We start from the raw sequence: 14,156 nt of genomic DNA on the forward strand, positions 1-14,156 counted from the left end.
CGCACCCGACTGCATCCCCGCCGACCCGACCGTCAGGAGCACGACGACCATGCCGCCGATCACCGCCCGACCCGCCGGGCCAGGCGCCAGCTATGCCGCCGCCGGCGTGGACATCGACGCCGGTGAGGAGGCCGTGGACGCGCTGCGCCCATACGCTGAGAAGGCGAGCCGCCCCGAGGTGATGGGCGGGATCGGCGGCTTCGCCGGGCTCTTCGCACTGAAGCTGGGCAAGTACACCGAGCCCGTGCTGGCCTCGTCCACCGACGGTGTCGGCACCAAGGTCGCGATCGCCCAGGCCCTCGACAAACACGACACCATCGGGCTCGACCTGGTGGCGATGGTCGTCGACGACCTGGTCGTCTGCGGCGCCGAACCGCTGTTCATGCAGGACTACATCGCCGTCGGCAAGGTCGTGCCGGGGCAGATCGCATCGATCGTCAAGGGCATCTCCGACGGCTGCCAGCAGGCCGGCTGTGCCCTGCTGGGCGGCGAGACCGCCGAGCACCCCGGCCTGATGGAGGCCGGGAGCTATGACATCTCCGGCACCGGGGTCGGCATCGTCGAGGCCGGCAAGATGCTGCGGCCCGACCGGATCCGCCCTGGCGACGTGCTCGTGGCGCTCGGCTCGTCAGGGCTGCACTCCAACGGCTACTCCCTCGCAAGGCACGTCCTGCTCGACATCGGGCGGATGCCGCTCGAAGGCCACGTCGAGGAGTTCGGTCACACCCTCGGCGAGGAGCTGCTCGCCCCCACCCGGATCTACGCGCGCGACTGCCTCGCGCTCACCGCCGAGACCGGCGTGCGGATGTTCTCGCATGTCACAGGGGGTGGGCTCGCCCGCAACCTGGAGCGCGTGCTGCCCGACGGCGTCGAGGCAGTGGTGGAACGCGGCAGCTGGACCCCGGCGCCGGTCTTCAAGATGATCGCCACCCGCGGGCGCGTGGAGCGCGCCGAGATGGAGAAGACGTTCAACATGGGCGTCGGCATGGTGGCGGTGCTACCGGCCGACGAGGTCGACCGCGCGCTCGCGGTGCTCACGGCCCGGCACGTGCCGGCGTGGGTACTGGGCGAGGTGCGCAGGGGCAAGCAGCGGAAGGTCACGATGAAGGGCGACCACCCGAGGTTCTAGGGACACCAGTGCTGGCCCGGACGATCAGCTCTGTGGGGTGCATCCGCTCCGTTCCGTCCGGCGCTGCGCCTGTCAGCAGATCGAAGAGCAGGGCTGCGCACGCCGCGCCCGCGTCGCGGGGCCGCAGGTCGATCGCGGTGATCGGTGGGTCGGCCGCGTGCATGCTCGGGCCGTCGACGCAGGAGGCCAGCAGGAGGTCCTCGCCGACGGTGCGGCCGGCGTCGCGGAGCACCGGGAGGAGCGCAGCGGCGGCCCCGGCAGGCCCGCAGACGAGCGCGTCGATGCCCGGCTCCGCCGCGAGCAGGTCGTTGGCGGCGGCGTGCAGCGCGTCGACGGGCGTGTCGAACGGCACCGTGCGCACGGCCGGCGCCACCCGATGGCGCAGGCACCACTCCCGGAAGCCCTGGTGAACGGCGCCCGCCCAGTCGCTCTCGGCGCCGGCCACGATCAGTGCCGGTCGCTGCGCGCCGGACGCCAGCAGGTGGTCGAGTAGCTCACCGACGGCCGCCGCGTGTTCCGACCGGACGACGCCCGTCGCGCGCGCGTCGCCGGGGAATCGCTCGCAGGTGACGGTGGGCACGCCCGCCGCCATCAGGCGCTCGACGACCGGATCGCCCGCGAGCGGGTCGCCCAGCACGAGTCCGTCGACGCGCGGGGTGCGGCGCGACTCCGGCTGCCCCGAGGTGAGCAGCGTGACGTCGTAGCTGTCGGCGGCCGCGCGCTCGACGACGCCGAACACGAATGACATGTAGTAGTTCGACCGCGTGAGGACCGCGGGCAGGTGCAGCCCGATCGCCCCGGTGCTGGCCCGGCGCAGGTGCTGCGCCGAGCCGTTCGGCACGTACCGGAGGGCCTCCGCGACCTCGAGGACCCGCGTCCGCGTCCGCTCCGAGACCCGCCCAGAGCCGCGCATGGCGTCCGACGCCGTCGTCGTGGACACGCCGGCCTGCTCGGCGACGGTCCGGATGGTGACGGGCTCTGCACGCACGACCCGATGCTAGGCCGCCCGACACACTCGCATGCACAACGCGACTGGGGCGTGCTCACACCGCGACTCGCGCACACCCAGACCGCGACTCGCGGGCATGGAGTGCCCACCTCCCGCGAGTCGCGGTCTCCGTGTACGCGAGTCGGGCTTTCAGTGCGCGCGAGTTGAGGTGTTAAGGGCTTGTGTCAGGGGTTGCCCCCGTGCATCGGGCGCCGTTAGCTTCTGCCGGAACGTTCCGGCACAAGAGATGGGGTGCTCGGTGGAGTCGGGAAGCAACGTGCTCGGTGTGGGGGAGCGGCCGCACCCGCTGGACCCGCTGGGCCATGAGGAGATCCGGCTCGCCCGGAAGATCCTGGCCGACGACGGGGTGCTGGCGTCGTCCACGCGGGTCGCCTACCTCGGGCTCGTGGAGCCGCCCAAGCCGGACGTGCTGGCCTTCTGTGAAGGGGATCCGGTGGAGCGCCTGGTCCGGGCGTTGCTGCTCGACCTCGCGACCGAGGTGGCCGAGGACGTCGTCGTCTCGCTCGGCGAGCGTCGGGTGCTCTCGCGGACCACCATCGACCCGGTCACCGACGGGCAGGTCCCCATCCTCACCGAGGAGCACGACCGGGTCCGCCAGATCATGGCGGCCGACGAGCGATGGTTGGCGGCGCTGGGGAAGCGCGGGATCACCGACCCGGCCACGGTGTTCGTCGCCGCACTGAGCGCCGGTCACTACGACGCGCCCGACGCGCCCGGCAGGCGGATCGCCCGCGTTCTCGCGCACCACCTGCCGACTCCCGGCAGCCTGCCGTGGGCGTACCCCATCGACGGGCTCGTCGCCTACGTCGACCTCATGAAGGGCGCGGTGCTGGAGGTCGTCGACACGGGCGTGCTGCCGATCCCGCGGGAATCCGGTGACTACACCGACCCGCAGGTCGCAGGCCCGCACCGGACGACCCAGCAACCCATCGAGATCACCCAGCCGGACGGGCCGAGCTTCCAGGTCGACGGCAACGTCGTCACATGGGAGAACTGGAGCGTCCGCCTCGGCTACGACATGCGTGAGGGCCTCACGCTGCACCAGATCGGCTTCGCCGACGGCGGCCGCGTCCGCCCGATCGTCTACCGCGCCTCCGTCGCCGAGATGGTGGTGCCGTACGGGGATCCGAGCCCGGTGCGGTTCTGGCAGAACTACTTCGACACGGGCGAGTACCAGCTCGGCAAGCTGGCCAACCAGCTCGAGCTCGGCTGCGACTGCCTCGGGGAGATCACCTACTTCGACGCGACCGTCGTCGACGACGCGGGCGAGCCGTTGGTGCTGCGCAACGCCATCTGCCTGCACGAAGAGGACCACGGTGTGCTGTGGAAGCACACCGAGAACGAATCCCGGGAGACCCGCCGCCAGCGCCGCCTGGTGATCTCCTTCTTCTGCACGGTCGGCAACTACGACTACGGCTTCTACTGGTACCTCTACCTCGACGGCACGATCGAGCTGGAGGCCAAGGCCACCGGCATCGTCTTCACCGGGGCCTACGACGAGCGCGCCGCGCCGTACAGCTCCGAGGTGGCGCCGGGCCTCGCGGCCCCCTACCACCAGCACTTGTTCAACGCCCGGCTGGACATGATGATCGACGGCGTGCGCAATGCCGTCGACGAGGTCGACGTGCGGACCTACCCGACGGACGAGGCCAACCCGCACGGCAACGCGTTCGGCCGCGCCGTCACGCGGCTGAGGACCGAGTCCGGCGGCAAGCGCAACGCGGACACGAGCGTGAACCGCACATGGCACGTCGTGAACCCGGCGGTGGCCAACCGCCTCGGGCAACCCGTCGGCTACGCCCTGCACCCCGAGGGCAAGCCGCTGCTGCTCGCCGACGAGGGCTCGTCGATCCGAAAGCGGGCGGAGTTCGCCACGCGGCACCTCTGGGTCACCCGCTACGACCCCGCCGAGCGCTACCCGGCCGGTGACCTGGTGAACCAGCACCCCGGCGGCGCGGGCCTGCCCCGGTACGCGGCAGCGGACCGGGACATCGACGACCAGGACATCGTCCTCTGGCACACCTTCGGGATGACGCACTTCCCGCGTCCGGAGGACTGGCCGGTGATGCCCGTGGACTCCTGCGGGTTCACGCTGCGGCCCGTCGGGTTCTTCGACCGCAACCCGACCCTGGACGTCCCTCCGACCACGGCTGCCCACTGCCATTAGGAGAAGCTCCGTGCGCCGCAACTGGCCAGGCCTGATCGTGGCCCTCCTTGTGACGTCGGCCTGCACCGCGAACGTCCCGGCGCCGACCGCGAGCTCCGCCGCCCCCGGCTACGCCGCCACCGTCGACGAGGCGCTCCCCGCAGGCGGCACCCTCGACGTCGAATTGCCGATCGACATCGGCGTGGCCACCGGGCTCGACCCGCAGCTCGCGGACGTCGCATCGGCGTGGCAGCTCATGTCACTGGTCTACGAGACCCTCGTGACGATCGGGCCGGACTTCTCGGTGCAGCCCGGGCTCGCCGAGAGGTGGGAGACGCCGACGCCCACGTCGTACGTGTTCCACCTGCGCGAGGGCGTCTCCTTCTCCAACGGCCGGCCGATGACGGCGGACGACGTCGTGGGCAGCATTCAGCGGCTGCTCGCATCGCCGTCGGTGTGGCGCGGCCAGCTCGGCCCGATCTCGTCGGTGACCGCGCCGGACGATCGCACCGTGCAGGTGGAGTTGAGCGCGACGTACACGCCCTTCCTCGCCGCGCTCGCGAACGTCCCGGCAGCGGTGCTGCCGATGAAGGAGATCGACGAGGGCTCGGTCGACATCGCGCGGACGATGCTGGGCACCGGCCCTTTCACCGTGCAGGACCACCGCCAGGACGTGTCGTGGCGGTTCGCCAGGAACCAGGGGTACTGGGCACCGGGCACGCCGCACCTGGAAGCGGTGAACGTCACGATCGCCACCGAGGACGCGGCGCGGGTCGCGTCGCTGCAGAGCGGCCGGGCGTCGCTCGCGACGCTCGGCAACGTCGATTCCGCCACGATGCTCGCCGGCGCCCGTGGCGTCGAGGTGCTCGGCCAGGCGACAACGGACTTCTACTACCTGATGCTCAACACGCAGAAGCCCGGTTCGAAGCTCGCCGACCCGCGGGTTCGGACGGCGATCAACATGGCGATGAACCGGGACCAGATCGCGAGCATCGCGCTCGGCGGCCTCGGCAGGCCCACCGGGGTGACGCCTGCCGGGCTGCCCGGGGCGTGCGACCCGGCCACCCTGCCGTCCGCCGGTGCTGATCTGGAGGAGGCGAAGCGGCTGCTCGCCGAAGCGGGCGCGGGCGACCTGTCGTTCACCCTCAGCATCTACTCCACCCCGCCTGCGCCGGTCGTCGCCCAGGTGATCCAACAGAACCTGCAGCAGGTCGGCATCACGGTGCGGATCGAGCAGATGGACGAGGCGACGTGGTCCGGCGCGGTCTACGGCGCCGTCCCGGCGACGTTCGACGCCGCGCTGTCCTGGTTCGCCGGCTACGCCGACGCGAGCATGGTGACCACATGGTGGAAGCCCGACGTGGCGATGTTCAACCAGGGCTTCATGGCACCGAACCCGGAGATCGCCGCGGCGGTCGACGAGGCGAGCGCGCTGCCGGCCGGCCCAGAACGCACCGCTGCGCTGGCCGACGTCTGCACCGCCGTCGACCGGGACGCCCAGATGATCCCGCTGGTCACCCGGCCGTCCACGGTGGCGTACCGCACCGACGCCGCGAGTGTCGGGCTGTATGCCACCGAGGGCTACGGGAACGCGCTCCGACTGATCGCCGACTTCAGGAAGCGCGCGGCCTGATGCGGCTGGCGCTGTGGTGGTTCGGGCGGACGGCGAGTGCTGCCGTCACGCTGCTCGGCGTCTCGGTGCTCATCTTCGCCGCGGTGCGGATGATGCCCGGCGGCTTCGCGCAGACCATCCTGGGCCCGTTCGGCACGCCGGAGCAGGAGGCCGAGCTGGCCGCGCGCTACGGCCTGGACCAGCCGGTGCTCGTGCAGTACGGCTACTGGCTCGCCGCCGTCGCGCGCGGCGACATGGGTGTCTCGATGATCAGCCAGCAGCCGGTGGCCGCGGAGCTGGCGGCGCGCCTGCCCGTCACCGCCGAGGTGACGTTCTTCGCGGTGGCCATCGCCGTGGTCGTCGGGGTGCCGCTGGGCGTGCTCACCGCCGTACGTGCCCGGCCCGGTGGCGGCGCGGCGGTGGGCAGGCTGCTCAGCGGGATCGGCGTGAGCGTTCCGGAGTTCGTGCTGGGCAGTCTCGTCGTGTTCGTGTTCTCGCGCTACGCCCTCGGCCTCCCGGTGGGCGGGTACACGCCGTTCGGCACCGATCCGGGCGCGAACCTGCTCTCGATGGTGCTGCCCTCGTGCGTGCTGGCGTTCCTCGCCGTCTCGATCACGGCCCGGACCACCCGGGACGCCGTGCTGGGCGTGCTCGTCGAGCCGTACGTCACGGCCGCCGTCGCCCGTGGCGCGACGCCGTGGTTCATCGTGCGCCACCACGTGCTGCGCAACGCCGCCGTTCCGGTCGTCACGCTCGTGGCGACGATGACCGGCTACCTCCTCGGCGGGGCGCTCATCGTCGAGTACGTGTTCAACCTGCCCGGCATCGGCTCCTACGTCGTGCAGGCCGTGGGTCGCCGGGACTACGCGGTGGTGCAGGCGGGCGTGCTGCTCGCGGCCGCGCTGTTCGTCGTGCTCAACCTCGTTGTGGATCTCGTGGCCGGCCTGATCGACCCGCGGCACGGCGTGACGGCGCAGGGGAGGCGCGGATGAGGGATTGGCTGTCGCGGGCGGGACTCGTCTGCCTCGCGCTGCTCGTCGTGCTGGCCATCGGGTCGGTCTGGAACGTCGCAGGCGACCCCGATGCGATCGTCGGGCCGCGCATGGCGCCGCCGGGCGCGGACTACCTCTTCGGCACCGACAACCTCGGGCGCTCGATGCTGCCGCGGATCATGGAGGGCATCGCGACCACGCTGCTGCTCTCCTCGGTTGCCGTCCTCGTGACGGCCGCGCTGAGCGCGGTGCTCGGCATCGTCGCCGGCTACCAGGGCGGGATCGTCAACGAGCTGATCCTGCGGCTGGTCGAGGTGCTCTACTCGTTCCCGGCGATCGTGCTGGCGATCCTGGTGGCCGCGGTCGTCGGCCCCGGGCGGCTCGCCGCGCAGGCGAGCATCGTGCTGGTGACCATCCCGCTGATGACGCGGCTGGTACGGGCCGCCGCGGTGGGCGTCGCGCAGCGCGACTACGTCACCGCCGCGATCATCAGCGGGGCGCGGCTGCCCCGGATCCTCGGCAGGCACCTGCTGCCCAACGTCGCGGGGACGATCGCGGTGCAGGTGACGTACGCGCTCTCGGTCGGCATCGCGGTCGAGGGCGGGCTGAGCTTCCTCGGATTCGGCGTACAGCCACCGCAGGCCTCGCTCGGGGTGCTGATCCAGCAGGGCGGGACGTACATGATCGCCGCGCCGTGGATGATCATCGGTCCCGGGACCGTGTTCGTGATCGCGGTCCTCGCGATCAACGTCGTCGGCGACGGGTTGCGCGACCGCTTCGAACCCCGACAGGCGAGGGCGTTGGTATGACGTTGCTGGCCGTGCAGAACCTCACCGTCGACTACGGGTCCGTCCGGGCGCTCGACGGCGCCGACCTGGTCGTCGAGGCGGGGGAGACCGTCGGGATCGTGGGGGAGAGCGGCTCGGGCAAGTCGACGCTGGGCTCCGCGATCGGGCGGCTGCTGCCGCGCACCGCCCATGTCGACGGTGAGGTGCGCGTCGCGGGGGAGCACGTGCTCGCGCTCGCGCCGCCGGGGATGCGTCGGCTGCGCCGCGAGCGGCTCGGCTTCGTGTTCCAGGACCCGATCGCCGCGCTCGACCCGACCATGCGGATCGGCGCCCAGCTGCGGCTCGTGCTCGGCAGGCGGGCGGACCCGCTGCCGCACCTGGAACGCGTCCGGCTCGCCGATCCCGCGCGGGTCGCGCGCTTGTTCCCGCACCAGCTCTCCGGCGGCATGGCGCAGCGGGTGGCGCTGGCCATCGCGATGGCCGGACGGCCGCGGCTGCTGGTGGCCGACGAGCCGACGTCCGCCCTTGACGCGCAGGTCCGCGAGGATGTCCTCGGCATGCTGTTCGACCTCGCCGCGGAGAACGGCACGACGATCCTGTGGCTGAGCCACGACCTCACCGCCGTCGCACGCCGCTGCTCGCGCATCGCTGTGATGTACGGCGGGCGCGTGGTCGAGGACGGGCCCGTCGCCGAGGTGCTCGATCGGCCTGCACACCCGTACACGGCGGCGCTGGCCCGATCGGCGCCTGCCATGGCGGCGCTCGGTGAGCGGCTCGCGCCCGTGCCGGGACGGCCGCCCGTGCTCGACGGCCCCGCGGCGGGCTGCGCGTTCGCGCCGCGGTGTGCACACGCCGAGGACCGCTGCGCGACGCAGCGGCCGGGGCCGAGCACGGTCCGGGACCGGCAGGTGCTCTGCCACCTAGCATCCGACCTGGTGAACGCATGATCCTCGAGCTCGACGACGTCACGGTCACGTTCGCCACCGGCCCGCCGCTGCGCCGGGAGCACGTCCACGCGCTGTGCGACGTCACCCTGGCCGTCGCCGAGGGCGAGACGCTCGGCCTCGTCGGCGAGTCGGGTTCGGGGAAGACGACGGCGAGCCGCGTTGCGCTGGGGCTGCAACGGCCCACCGCGGGGGTGGTCCGGTTCGCCGGGCGGCCCTTCCCGCGGCGGCGCCGCGAGCTGGCCGGGCAGATGCAGGCGGTGCTGCAACACCCGCAGTGGTCGCTGAACCCGCGGATGCGGGTGGGGCAGAGCGTCGCCGAGCCGCTCGTCGTGCTCGGGGAGCGAGCGCCGGAGCGGGTGGAGGAGATGCTGGAGCGCGTGGGCCTGCCGCCCGAGCTCGGCGCCCGGTACCCGCACGAGCTCTCCGGCGGGCAGCGCCAGCGCGTGTCGATCGCCCGTGCCCTCGTCACGCTGCCGCGGTTCATCGTGTTCGACGAGGCCGTGAGCGCGCTCGACGTCTCCGTGCAGGCGCAGATCCTCAACCTCGTCCGGGACCTCCAGCAGGAGTTCGGCTTCAGCGCGCTGTTCATCTCGCACGACCTCGGCGCCGTCCGCTACGTCGCACATCGGATCGCGGTCATGCGGGCAGGCGAGATCGTCGAGACCGGCCCGACCGAGACGTTCTACGCCGGACCGGCGCACGACTACTCGAAACAGCTCTGGGAGGCCCTGTGACCCCGCGCCTGGTGACGCCGTCGACCTTCGCGCCGGACGTCCCCGCCAACGGGGACCTCCCGCTGGTCCCGCAGCCCAGCCCGGGCCGGGAGTCGGTTGCCTTCGACCTGCCTGGCGTCCTGGTCGGCACCGCCGAGTACGCCGAGGGGCCCACCGGGTGCACGGTCGTCCACGTCCCGGCAGGCGCGCGCACGGCCGTCGATGCGCGCGGAGGCGCGGTCGGCCTGACCGGCGGCTACGGGTTCAACCACGCCATCTGCCTTGCGGGCGGGTCGGTGTACGGGCTGGCGGCGGCCGCCGGCGTCAGCGCGGAGCTGCTCGCACGGCGCCGCAACCGGGTCAAGTGGGACGAGCTGCAGCTCGTGTCCGGCGCGGTCGTCTACGACTTCTCGACGAGGGACAACGCGATCCATCCGGACGCCGAGCTCGGGCGCGCGGCGCTGCGCAACGCCCGCGACGGGCTGTTCCCCGTGGGACGGTGCGGGGCGGGCGCCAGCACCTCGGTCGGCAAGGTCGACGCCCCGCGCGCCGAGCTCGCCGGGCAGGGAGCGGCCTTCCGGGCCGTCGGCGAGATCAAGGTCCTCTTCGCGACGGTGCTCAACGCCGTCGGGGTCGTCGTAGACCGGGAGGGCACGATCGTGCGCGGCAACTTCCACGCCGACGAGGGGGCGCGCCGCCATCCGCACCTCGACTACGCCGATGGCATCGCCGCGGCCGTCCACGGCAACACCACGCTCTCGGTGCTGGTCACGAACGCCCGGCTCACCGACCGCGAGCTGGACCAGCTCGGCAAGCAGGTGCACAGCTCCATGCACCGCGGCATCCAGCCGTTCCACACCGAGAACGACGGCGATGTCCTGTTCACGCTGACCACGGACGAGGTGGACCTGAACGGCCTCAAGCCCACCGGCCTCGGCGCGATCGCCTCCGAGGTGGCGTGGGACGCGATCCTCTGCGGCGCGCGCTGATGTTCGAGTTCCCGCGCTTCGCGACCGACGATCCGCGCCACGCCGTCGAGCTGGTGCGGGCACACCCGTTCGCGCTGGTCGTCAGCAGCGTCGACGGTGTGCCGGTCGGGACGAACGTCCCGGTGATCGAGCAGGGTCGGGTGGACGCGACGTTCGTCGGCACGACGCTGCTCGGCCACATGGCGAAGGCCAATCCGCACTGGCGGGGGTTCGAGGGGTCCCCGCCAGTGCTGGTGGTGTTCGGCGGGCCGCACGGCTACGTGTCGCCCACCGCGTACGCCACCGACCCGGCCGTGCCGACGTGGAACTACGCCGCCGTGCACCTGACCGGCACCGTCGAGCTCATCACCGATCCGGGTGCGACCTTGGCCGTCGTAGAGGCCACGGTGCGGGCGATGGAGTCGACGCGCACGCCGGCATGGTGCCCCAGCGCCCGTTCCCGCGAGCGGTTCGCGCAGATCCTGCCGGGAGTGGTGGCGTTCCGGATCCACGTCACCGCGGAACGGAGCCTGTTCAAGTTGAGCCAGGACATCGACGCGGAGCGGCGTGGCAGGGTGCAGGACGAGTTGCGTTCCACCGGGAACGTCCCATTGGCCGATCTGATGGAGGAGGTCAACTCGGCGTGACCATCCCGACCCACACGTCCACCGAGATCGATCCGCACGCCCGCGGCAGCGAGTTCGGGGCCCGGTGGCCCGCCGAGGTCGCGGCGACGTTCCACGGATACGCCGAGCTCTTCGACGCGCACGGCGCCACCGCGGCGCGCGTGCGCTCGTACGCGGAGGAGGCGCTGCGCAGCACCGAGAAGTGGGCGCCCGCGCTGGCCGCCGAGATGGCCGGCATCGCTGAGGGCGCGGGCCTCGCGGCCTGGCAGGTGGGGGCCGTCAACGCGCGCACCGAGATCCTCGCCGCCCTCGATGCGGTGGGGGAGGGCGAGTGCTCCACGGCCGTCGTGCTGCCTGGCGGCGGTGCGCCGCGCACGGTGCAGACCTGGGACTGGCACCCGCACCTGCGCGAGGTGCCGGTGCTGTGGGCCTACGAGCCGTGCGCGGGCCGTGTGGTGCGGACGTTCACCGAGTTCGGCGTGCTGGCCAAGATCGGGGTCAGCACCGCGGGACTGGGCGTCCACTTCAACATCCTTCGCCACGCGTCGGACAGCGCCGAGATCGGCGTCCCCGTGCACCTGGTCGCACGCCGCATCCTCGACGAGGCCGCCACGGTGGACGAGGCCGTCGACCTGGCGCGGACGGCGCGGACCTCAGCCTCCACCGCCATCACGGTGGTCACCGCCGACGCGGCCGCCACGCTCGAGCTGTGCCCGGACGGCGTTGCGGTGGTCCCCGCGGACGGCGTCCTGCTGCACACCAACCACTTCCTCGACCCGGACCTCGCGATCGGCGAGCGGCTGGCCGTCGAGCGGCCGCTGACGTACGACCGGCTGACGCATCTGCGCGACCACGTCGACGGCCTGGCCGCCGTCGACGTCACGGCCAGGGCGGAGGCCCTGGTGAGCCACGGTCCCCACCAGGCACCGGTGTGCGCGCACCCCGACCCCTCGGCCGCGCTGCACGAGCGCTGGGAGACGGTGGCGACGATCAGCCTGGACGTCGCCGCCGGCAGCGTGCTCGTGCACGAGGGCGGGCCATGTGGAGTCATCGCCGACACCTGGCAGACCTTCCCCTGACGGGGAGCTCAGAGCAGGTCGCGGACGGTGTTCCCGACGCTCTGGCTCGCCCCCCACAGCTCGGCGATCCGCCCGTCCTCCACGCGGAACATCTCCATCAAGGTGACGTCCTCGGCGGAGAACCCGGAGATCGTGGCCCGCAGGCTGACCAGGTCGCCGTCAGCAACGACGTCGTCGACGACGGAGTGCATGTCCGGAAACTTCTGGCTGATCGCGCTCCACGTCTCCTTGACGTGCTCGGCCCCCGACGTGCCCATGGGATGGCTGAAGAAGTCCGGGGTGAAGATGTCGTCCACCGCTTCGAAGTTCCTCGTGTTGAAGGCTTCGTGCATGCGGTAGGCGAGGGCGCGCGCGTTCGTCATCACGTCTCCTAAACGATCGGTCAGTAAGTGAGAGCCTGCTCCACTTACCGATCGGTCGTCAAGTACCGTGCACATGTGACCGACGAGCCCGGCACCCGTGGGCGGATAATGGCGATCGCGCTGGAGCTGTTCTCGGCGCAGGGCTACGCGGGCACCTCGGTCGCCGACATCGCGGGCAGGCTGGGGACGACCAAGGCTGCGCTGTACTACCACTTCGGCTCGAAGGCGGAGATCCTCGACGCCCTGCTCGGCGAGCCGCTCGCGGCCTATGCCCGACTCGTGCACTCCGGACCGCGCACGCTGGAAGACCTGCTCGCGGCCGTCATCGACACCACCGCGGAGTCATCGGGGCTCCACGGCCTGATCGCCAGCGACCCGTCGGCACGGGCGGCGATCCGCGAGCGGACACGCCGGCTCGGTGCCGACGAGATCAACGACACGCTCCTCGCGGAGCTGGCGGGCCCTCGGCCGAGTGCGGCACGGCGGGTCGCCGCGCATGCCGCCTACGCCGTCGCCAAACAAGGAACCTTGAGCCTCATGGCGGAGATCGGACGCATGACACCGCGCGGCCGAGCAGAGCTCCTCGCCGCCGCGCTCCGTGCCCTCGACGATCAGCGAAGTTGAAGGCGCTTGCTGGTGCACGGGCTTTCCTCGACCCCAGGGGCTTCGTTCGGGAAGTGGGACCTCGGGCACACTCCGGAATCACGCGGTTCGACCGCGTGGTTCGGCGTGAACAGTGATCATCGAGTCAGGGAGCTGTTCATGCGTGCCGTCCGGATCGATCGTTTCGGTGAGCCGTCGGTGCTACGGGTCGACGAGGTTCCCGAGCCCGAGCCCGAAGACGGCGAGGTGCTGATCCGCGCCATCGCGACGAGCATCAACCCGGTCGACGACAAGACACGCGAGGGCGCCATCGGGGAGGGGACGCCGCCGCTGCCGATGACGCTCGGCTGGGACCTCGCTGGTGTCGTGCTCGACGGTGGGACCAGCGACTTCCGGGCTGGGGAGCGGGTCATCGCGATGTCCCACCAGCTGAGCACCGGCCGCGGCACGTGGGCCGACATCGTGGCGCTGCGGGCAAGCTCGGTCGCGCCCGCACCGGTGTCGGTGAGTCTCGTGGAGGCCGCCACGCTGCCGCTGGCCGGGCTGTCCGCCCTGCAGACGTTGAGGTGGCTGGCAGTGTCGGCGGGTGAACGGCTGCTGATCGCTGGAGCAGCTGGCGCCGTCGGTGGATTGGCTCTGCAGCTCGCCCGGGCACGAGGGGTCCGGGTGGACGCTCTGGTCTCCCGCGAAGCCCAACTCGACATCACCAGGAACCACGGCGCCGAGTTCGCTACCACTGACCCGGCCGCACTTGCCGATCGACACTACGACGCCGTCTTCGACACCTTCGGTGCTTTCGTCACCGACGCCGTGGTCGAAGGCGGCCGATACGCCTCGATCGCAACGCAGGCCGGCCCGGTTCCTGATCTGTCCGCGAGGAATGTTCGGACCACGGTCAATCAGGTTCGCGAGGACGGCGCCGGACTACGCGAAGTCGTGAAGCATGTCGATCAGGGTTCGGTGTCCGTCCGCGTCGATTCCACCTTCGGCATCCATGACGTCCGCGCCGCACACCGCCAGTTCGCGGCGGGCGGCCTGAACGGCAAGGTCACGGTGACCTTTTGACAGCTTCTGCCCGACCGTGCTGCTCCGCGATCGCGTACCGAGCATCGAATGTGAGCGCCGTCACGTAGCGCGTTCGATCAGCTTCGCGTCGCCTCCCGGTCCACACCTCAACGGCTC

Annotated in this window: 14 protein-coding genes; 12 read left to right on the forward strand and 2 right to left on the reverse strand. The window is 71.7% G+C overall.

Translation table 11 applies throughout. The annotated features are described in order from the left end of the window. Positions 1-49: 49 nt before the first annotated feature. Positions 50-1,129: a phosphoribosylformylglycinamidine cyclo-ligase gene (gene purM / locus K1T35_RS02345; RefSeq protein WP_220258549.1), complete on the forward strand. Its 1,080-nt coding sequence runs from the start codon at positions 50-52 to the stop codon at positions 1,127-1,129. On the opposite strand, the gene K1T35_RS02350 is transcribed toward purM, so the two are convergent. Next, positions 1,098-2,117, reverse strand: a complete 1,020-nt coding sequence (locus tag K1T35_RS02350) for a LacI family DNA-binding transcriptional regulator (RefSeq protein WP_255621499.1) — start codon at positions 2,115-2,117, stop codon at positions 1,098-1,100. The two genes, purM and K1T35_RS02350, sit on opposite strands and share 32 nt — an antisense overlap. 259 nt (positions 2,118-2,376) lie before the next feature. On the opposite strand from K1T35_RS02350, the gene K1T35_RS02355 reads away from it, so the two are divergent. From K1T35_RS02355 to K1T35_RS02390, 9 genes are read left to right on the forward strand one after another with little or no spacing between them, the layout of a single operon-like run. Next, positions 2,377-4,305 carry a primary-amine oxidase gene (locus tag K1T35_RS02355; RefSeq protein ID WP_255621500.1) on the forward strand — a complete coding sequence of 643 codons (1,929 nt, stop codon included), beginning with the start codon at positions 2,377-2,379 and terminating at the stop codon, positions 4,303-4,305. Between the two features lie 10 nt (positions 4,306-4,315). Next, positions 4,316-5,917 carry an ABC transporter substrate-binding protein gene (locus K1T35_RS02360; RefSeq protein ID WP_220258551.1) on the forward strand — a complete coding sequence of 534 codons (1,602 nt, stop codon included), beginning with the start codon at positions 4,316-4,318 and terminating at the stop codon, positions 5,915-5,917. Beyond that, positions 5,917-6,888, forward strand: a complete 972-nt coding sequence (locus K1T35_RS02365; protein WP_220258552.1) for an ABC transporter permease — start codon at positions 5,917-5,919, stop codon at positions 6,886-6,888. The genes K1T35_RS02360 and K1T35_RS02365 overlap by 1 nt, the downstream gene beginning before the upstream one ends. After that, positions 6,885-7,697 (forward strand): ABC transporter permease, encoded by an 813-nt coding sequence (locus tag K1T35_RS02370; RefSeq protein ID WP_220258553.1) that lies wholly within the window; start codon positions 6,885-6,887, stop codon positions 7,695-7,697. Before K1T35_RS02365 ends, K1T35_RS02370 begins: the two co-directional genes overlap by 4 nt. After that, positions 7,694-8,623, forward strand: coding sequence for an ABC transporter ATP-binding protein (locus tag K1T35_RS02375; RefSeq protein ID WP_220258554.1), 930 nt, complete (start codon positions 7,694-7,696; stop codon positions 8,621-8,623). Before K1T35_RS02370 ends, K1T35_RS02375 begins: the two co-directional genes overlap by 4 nt. Next, complete coding sequence (locus K1T35_RS02380) at positions 8,620-9,357, forward strand: ABC transporter ATP-binding protein (RefSeq protein ID WP_220258555.1); 738 nt, start codon at positions 8,620-8,622, stop codon at positions 9,355-9,357. The genes K1T35_RS02375 and K1T35_RS02380 overlap by 4 nt, the downstream gene beginning before the upstream one ends. Then, a complete protein-coding gene (locus tag K1T35_RS02385; RefSeq protein ID WP_255621501.1) occupies positions 9,354-10,325 on the forward strand; it encodes a P1 family peptidase in 972 nt (323 codons plus the stop codon). The genes K1T35_RS02380 and K1T35_RS02385 overlap by 4 nt, the downstream gene beginning before the upstream one ends. Next, entirely contained in the window at positions 10,295-10,951 is a 657-nt protein-coding gene (locus K1T35_RS48650; protein ID WP_255621502.1) for an FMN-binding negative transcriptional regulator, read from the forward strand. The genes K1T35_RS02385 and K1T35_RS48650 overlap by 31 nt, the downstream gene beginning before the upstream one ends. After that, the gene (locus K1T35_RS02390) at positions 10,948-12,009 is read left to right on the forward strand and encodes a C45 family peptidase (protein ID WP_255621503.1); all 1,062 of its coding nucleotides are present in this window, start codon (positions 10,948-10,950) and stop codon (positions 12,007-12,009) included. The genes K1T35_RS48650 and K1T35_RS02390 overlap by 4 nt, the downstream gene beginning before the upstream one ends. 8 nt (positions 12,010-12,017) lie before the next feature. Here K1T35_RS02390 and K1T35_RS02395 read toward each other — a convergent pair whose 3' ends face one another. Beyond that, a complete protein-coding gene (locus tag K1T35_RS02395; RefSeq protein WP_220258557.1) occupies positions 12,018-12,371 on the reverse strand; it encodes a nuclear transport factor 2 family protein in 354 nt (117 codons plus the stop codon). A 75-nt stretch (positions 12,372-12,446) separates the two neighbouring features. On the opposite strand from K1T35_RS02395, the gene K1T35_RS02400 reads away from it, so the two are divergent. Then, a complete protein-coding gene (locus K1T35_RS02400) occupies positions 12,447-12,995 on the forward strand; it encodes a TetR/AcrR family transcriptional regulator (protein ID WP_220258558.1) in 549 nt (182 codons plus the stop codon). A gap of 12 nt (positions 12,996-13,007) precedes the next feature. Beyond that, entirely contained in the window at positions 13,008-14,039 is a 1,032-nt protein-coding gene (locus tag K1T35_RS02405) for an NADP-dependent oxidoreductase (RefSeq protein WP_255622513.1), read from the forward strand. The last annotated feature ends 117 nt before the right edge of the window (positions 14,040-14,156 follow it).

The sequence above is a fragment of the Pseudonocardia sp. DSM 110487 genome, assembly GCF_019468565.1.
Taxonomy (GTDB): domain Bacteria; phylum Actinomycetota; class Actinomycetes; order Mycobacteriales; family Pseudonocardiaceae; genus Pseudonocardia.

What these genes read in the sequence shown, in the direction of transcription:
- purM (WP_220258549.1), top strand. Translation starts at nt 50, where the DNA reads ATGCCGCCGATCACCGCCCGACCCGCCGGGCCAGGCGCCAGCTATGCC.
- K1T35_RS02365 (WP_220258552.1), top strand. Translation starts at nt 5,917, where the DNA reads ATGCGGCTGGCGCTGTGGTGGTTCGGGCGGACGGCGAGTGCTGCCGTC.
- K1T35_RS02370 (WP_220258553.1), top strand. Translation starts at nt 6,885, where the DNA reads ATGAGGGATTGGCTGTCGCGGGCGGGACTCGTCTGCCTCGCGCTGCTC.
- K1T35_RS02375 (WP_220258554.1), top strand. Translation starts at nt 7,694, where the DNA reads ATGACGTTGCTGGCCGTGCAGAACCTCACCGTCGACTACGGGTCCGTC.
- K1T35_RS02380 (WP_220258555.1), top strand. Translation starts at nt 8,620, where the DNA reads ATGATCCTCGAGCTCGACGACGTCACGGTCACGTTCGCCACCGGCCCG.
- K1T35_RS02395 (WP_220258557.1), bottom strand. Translation starts at nt 12,371, where the DNA reads ATGACGAACGCGCGCGCCCTCGCCTACCGCATGCACGAAGCCTTCAAC.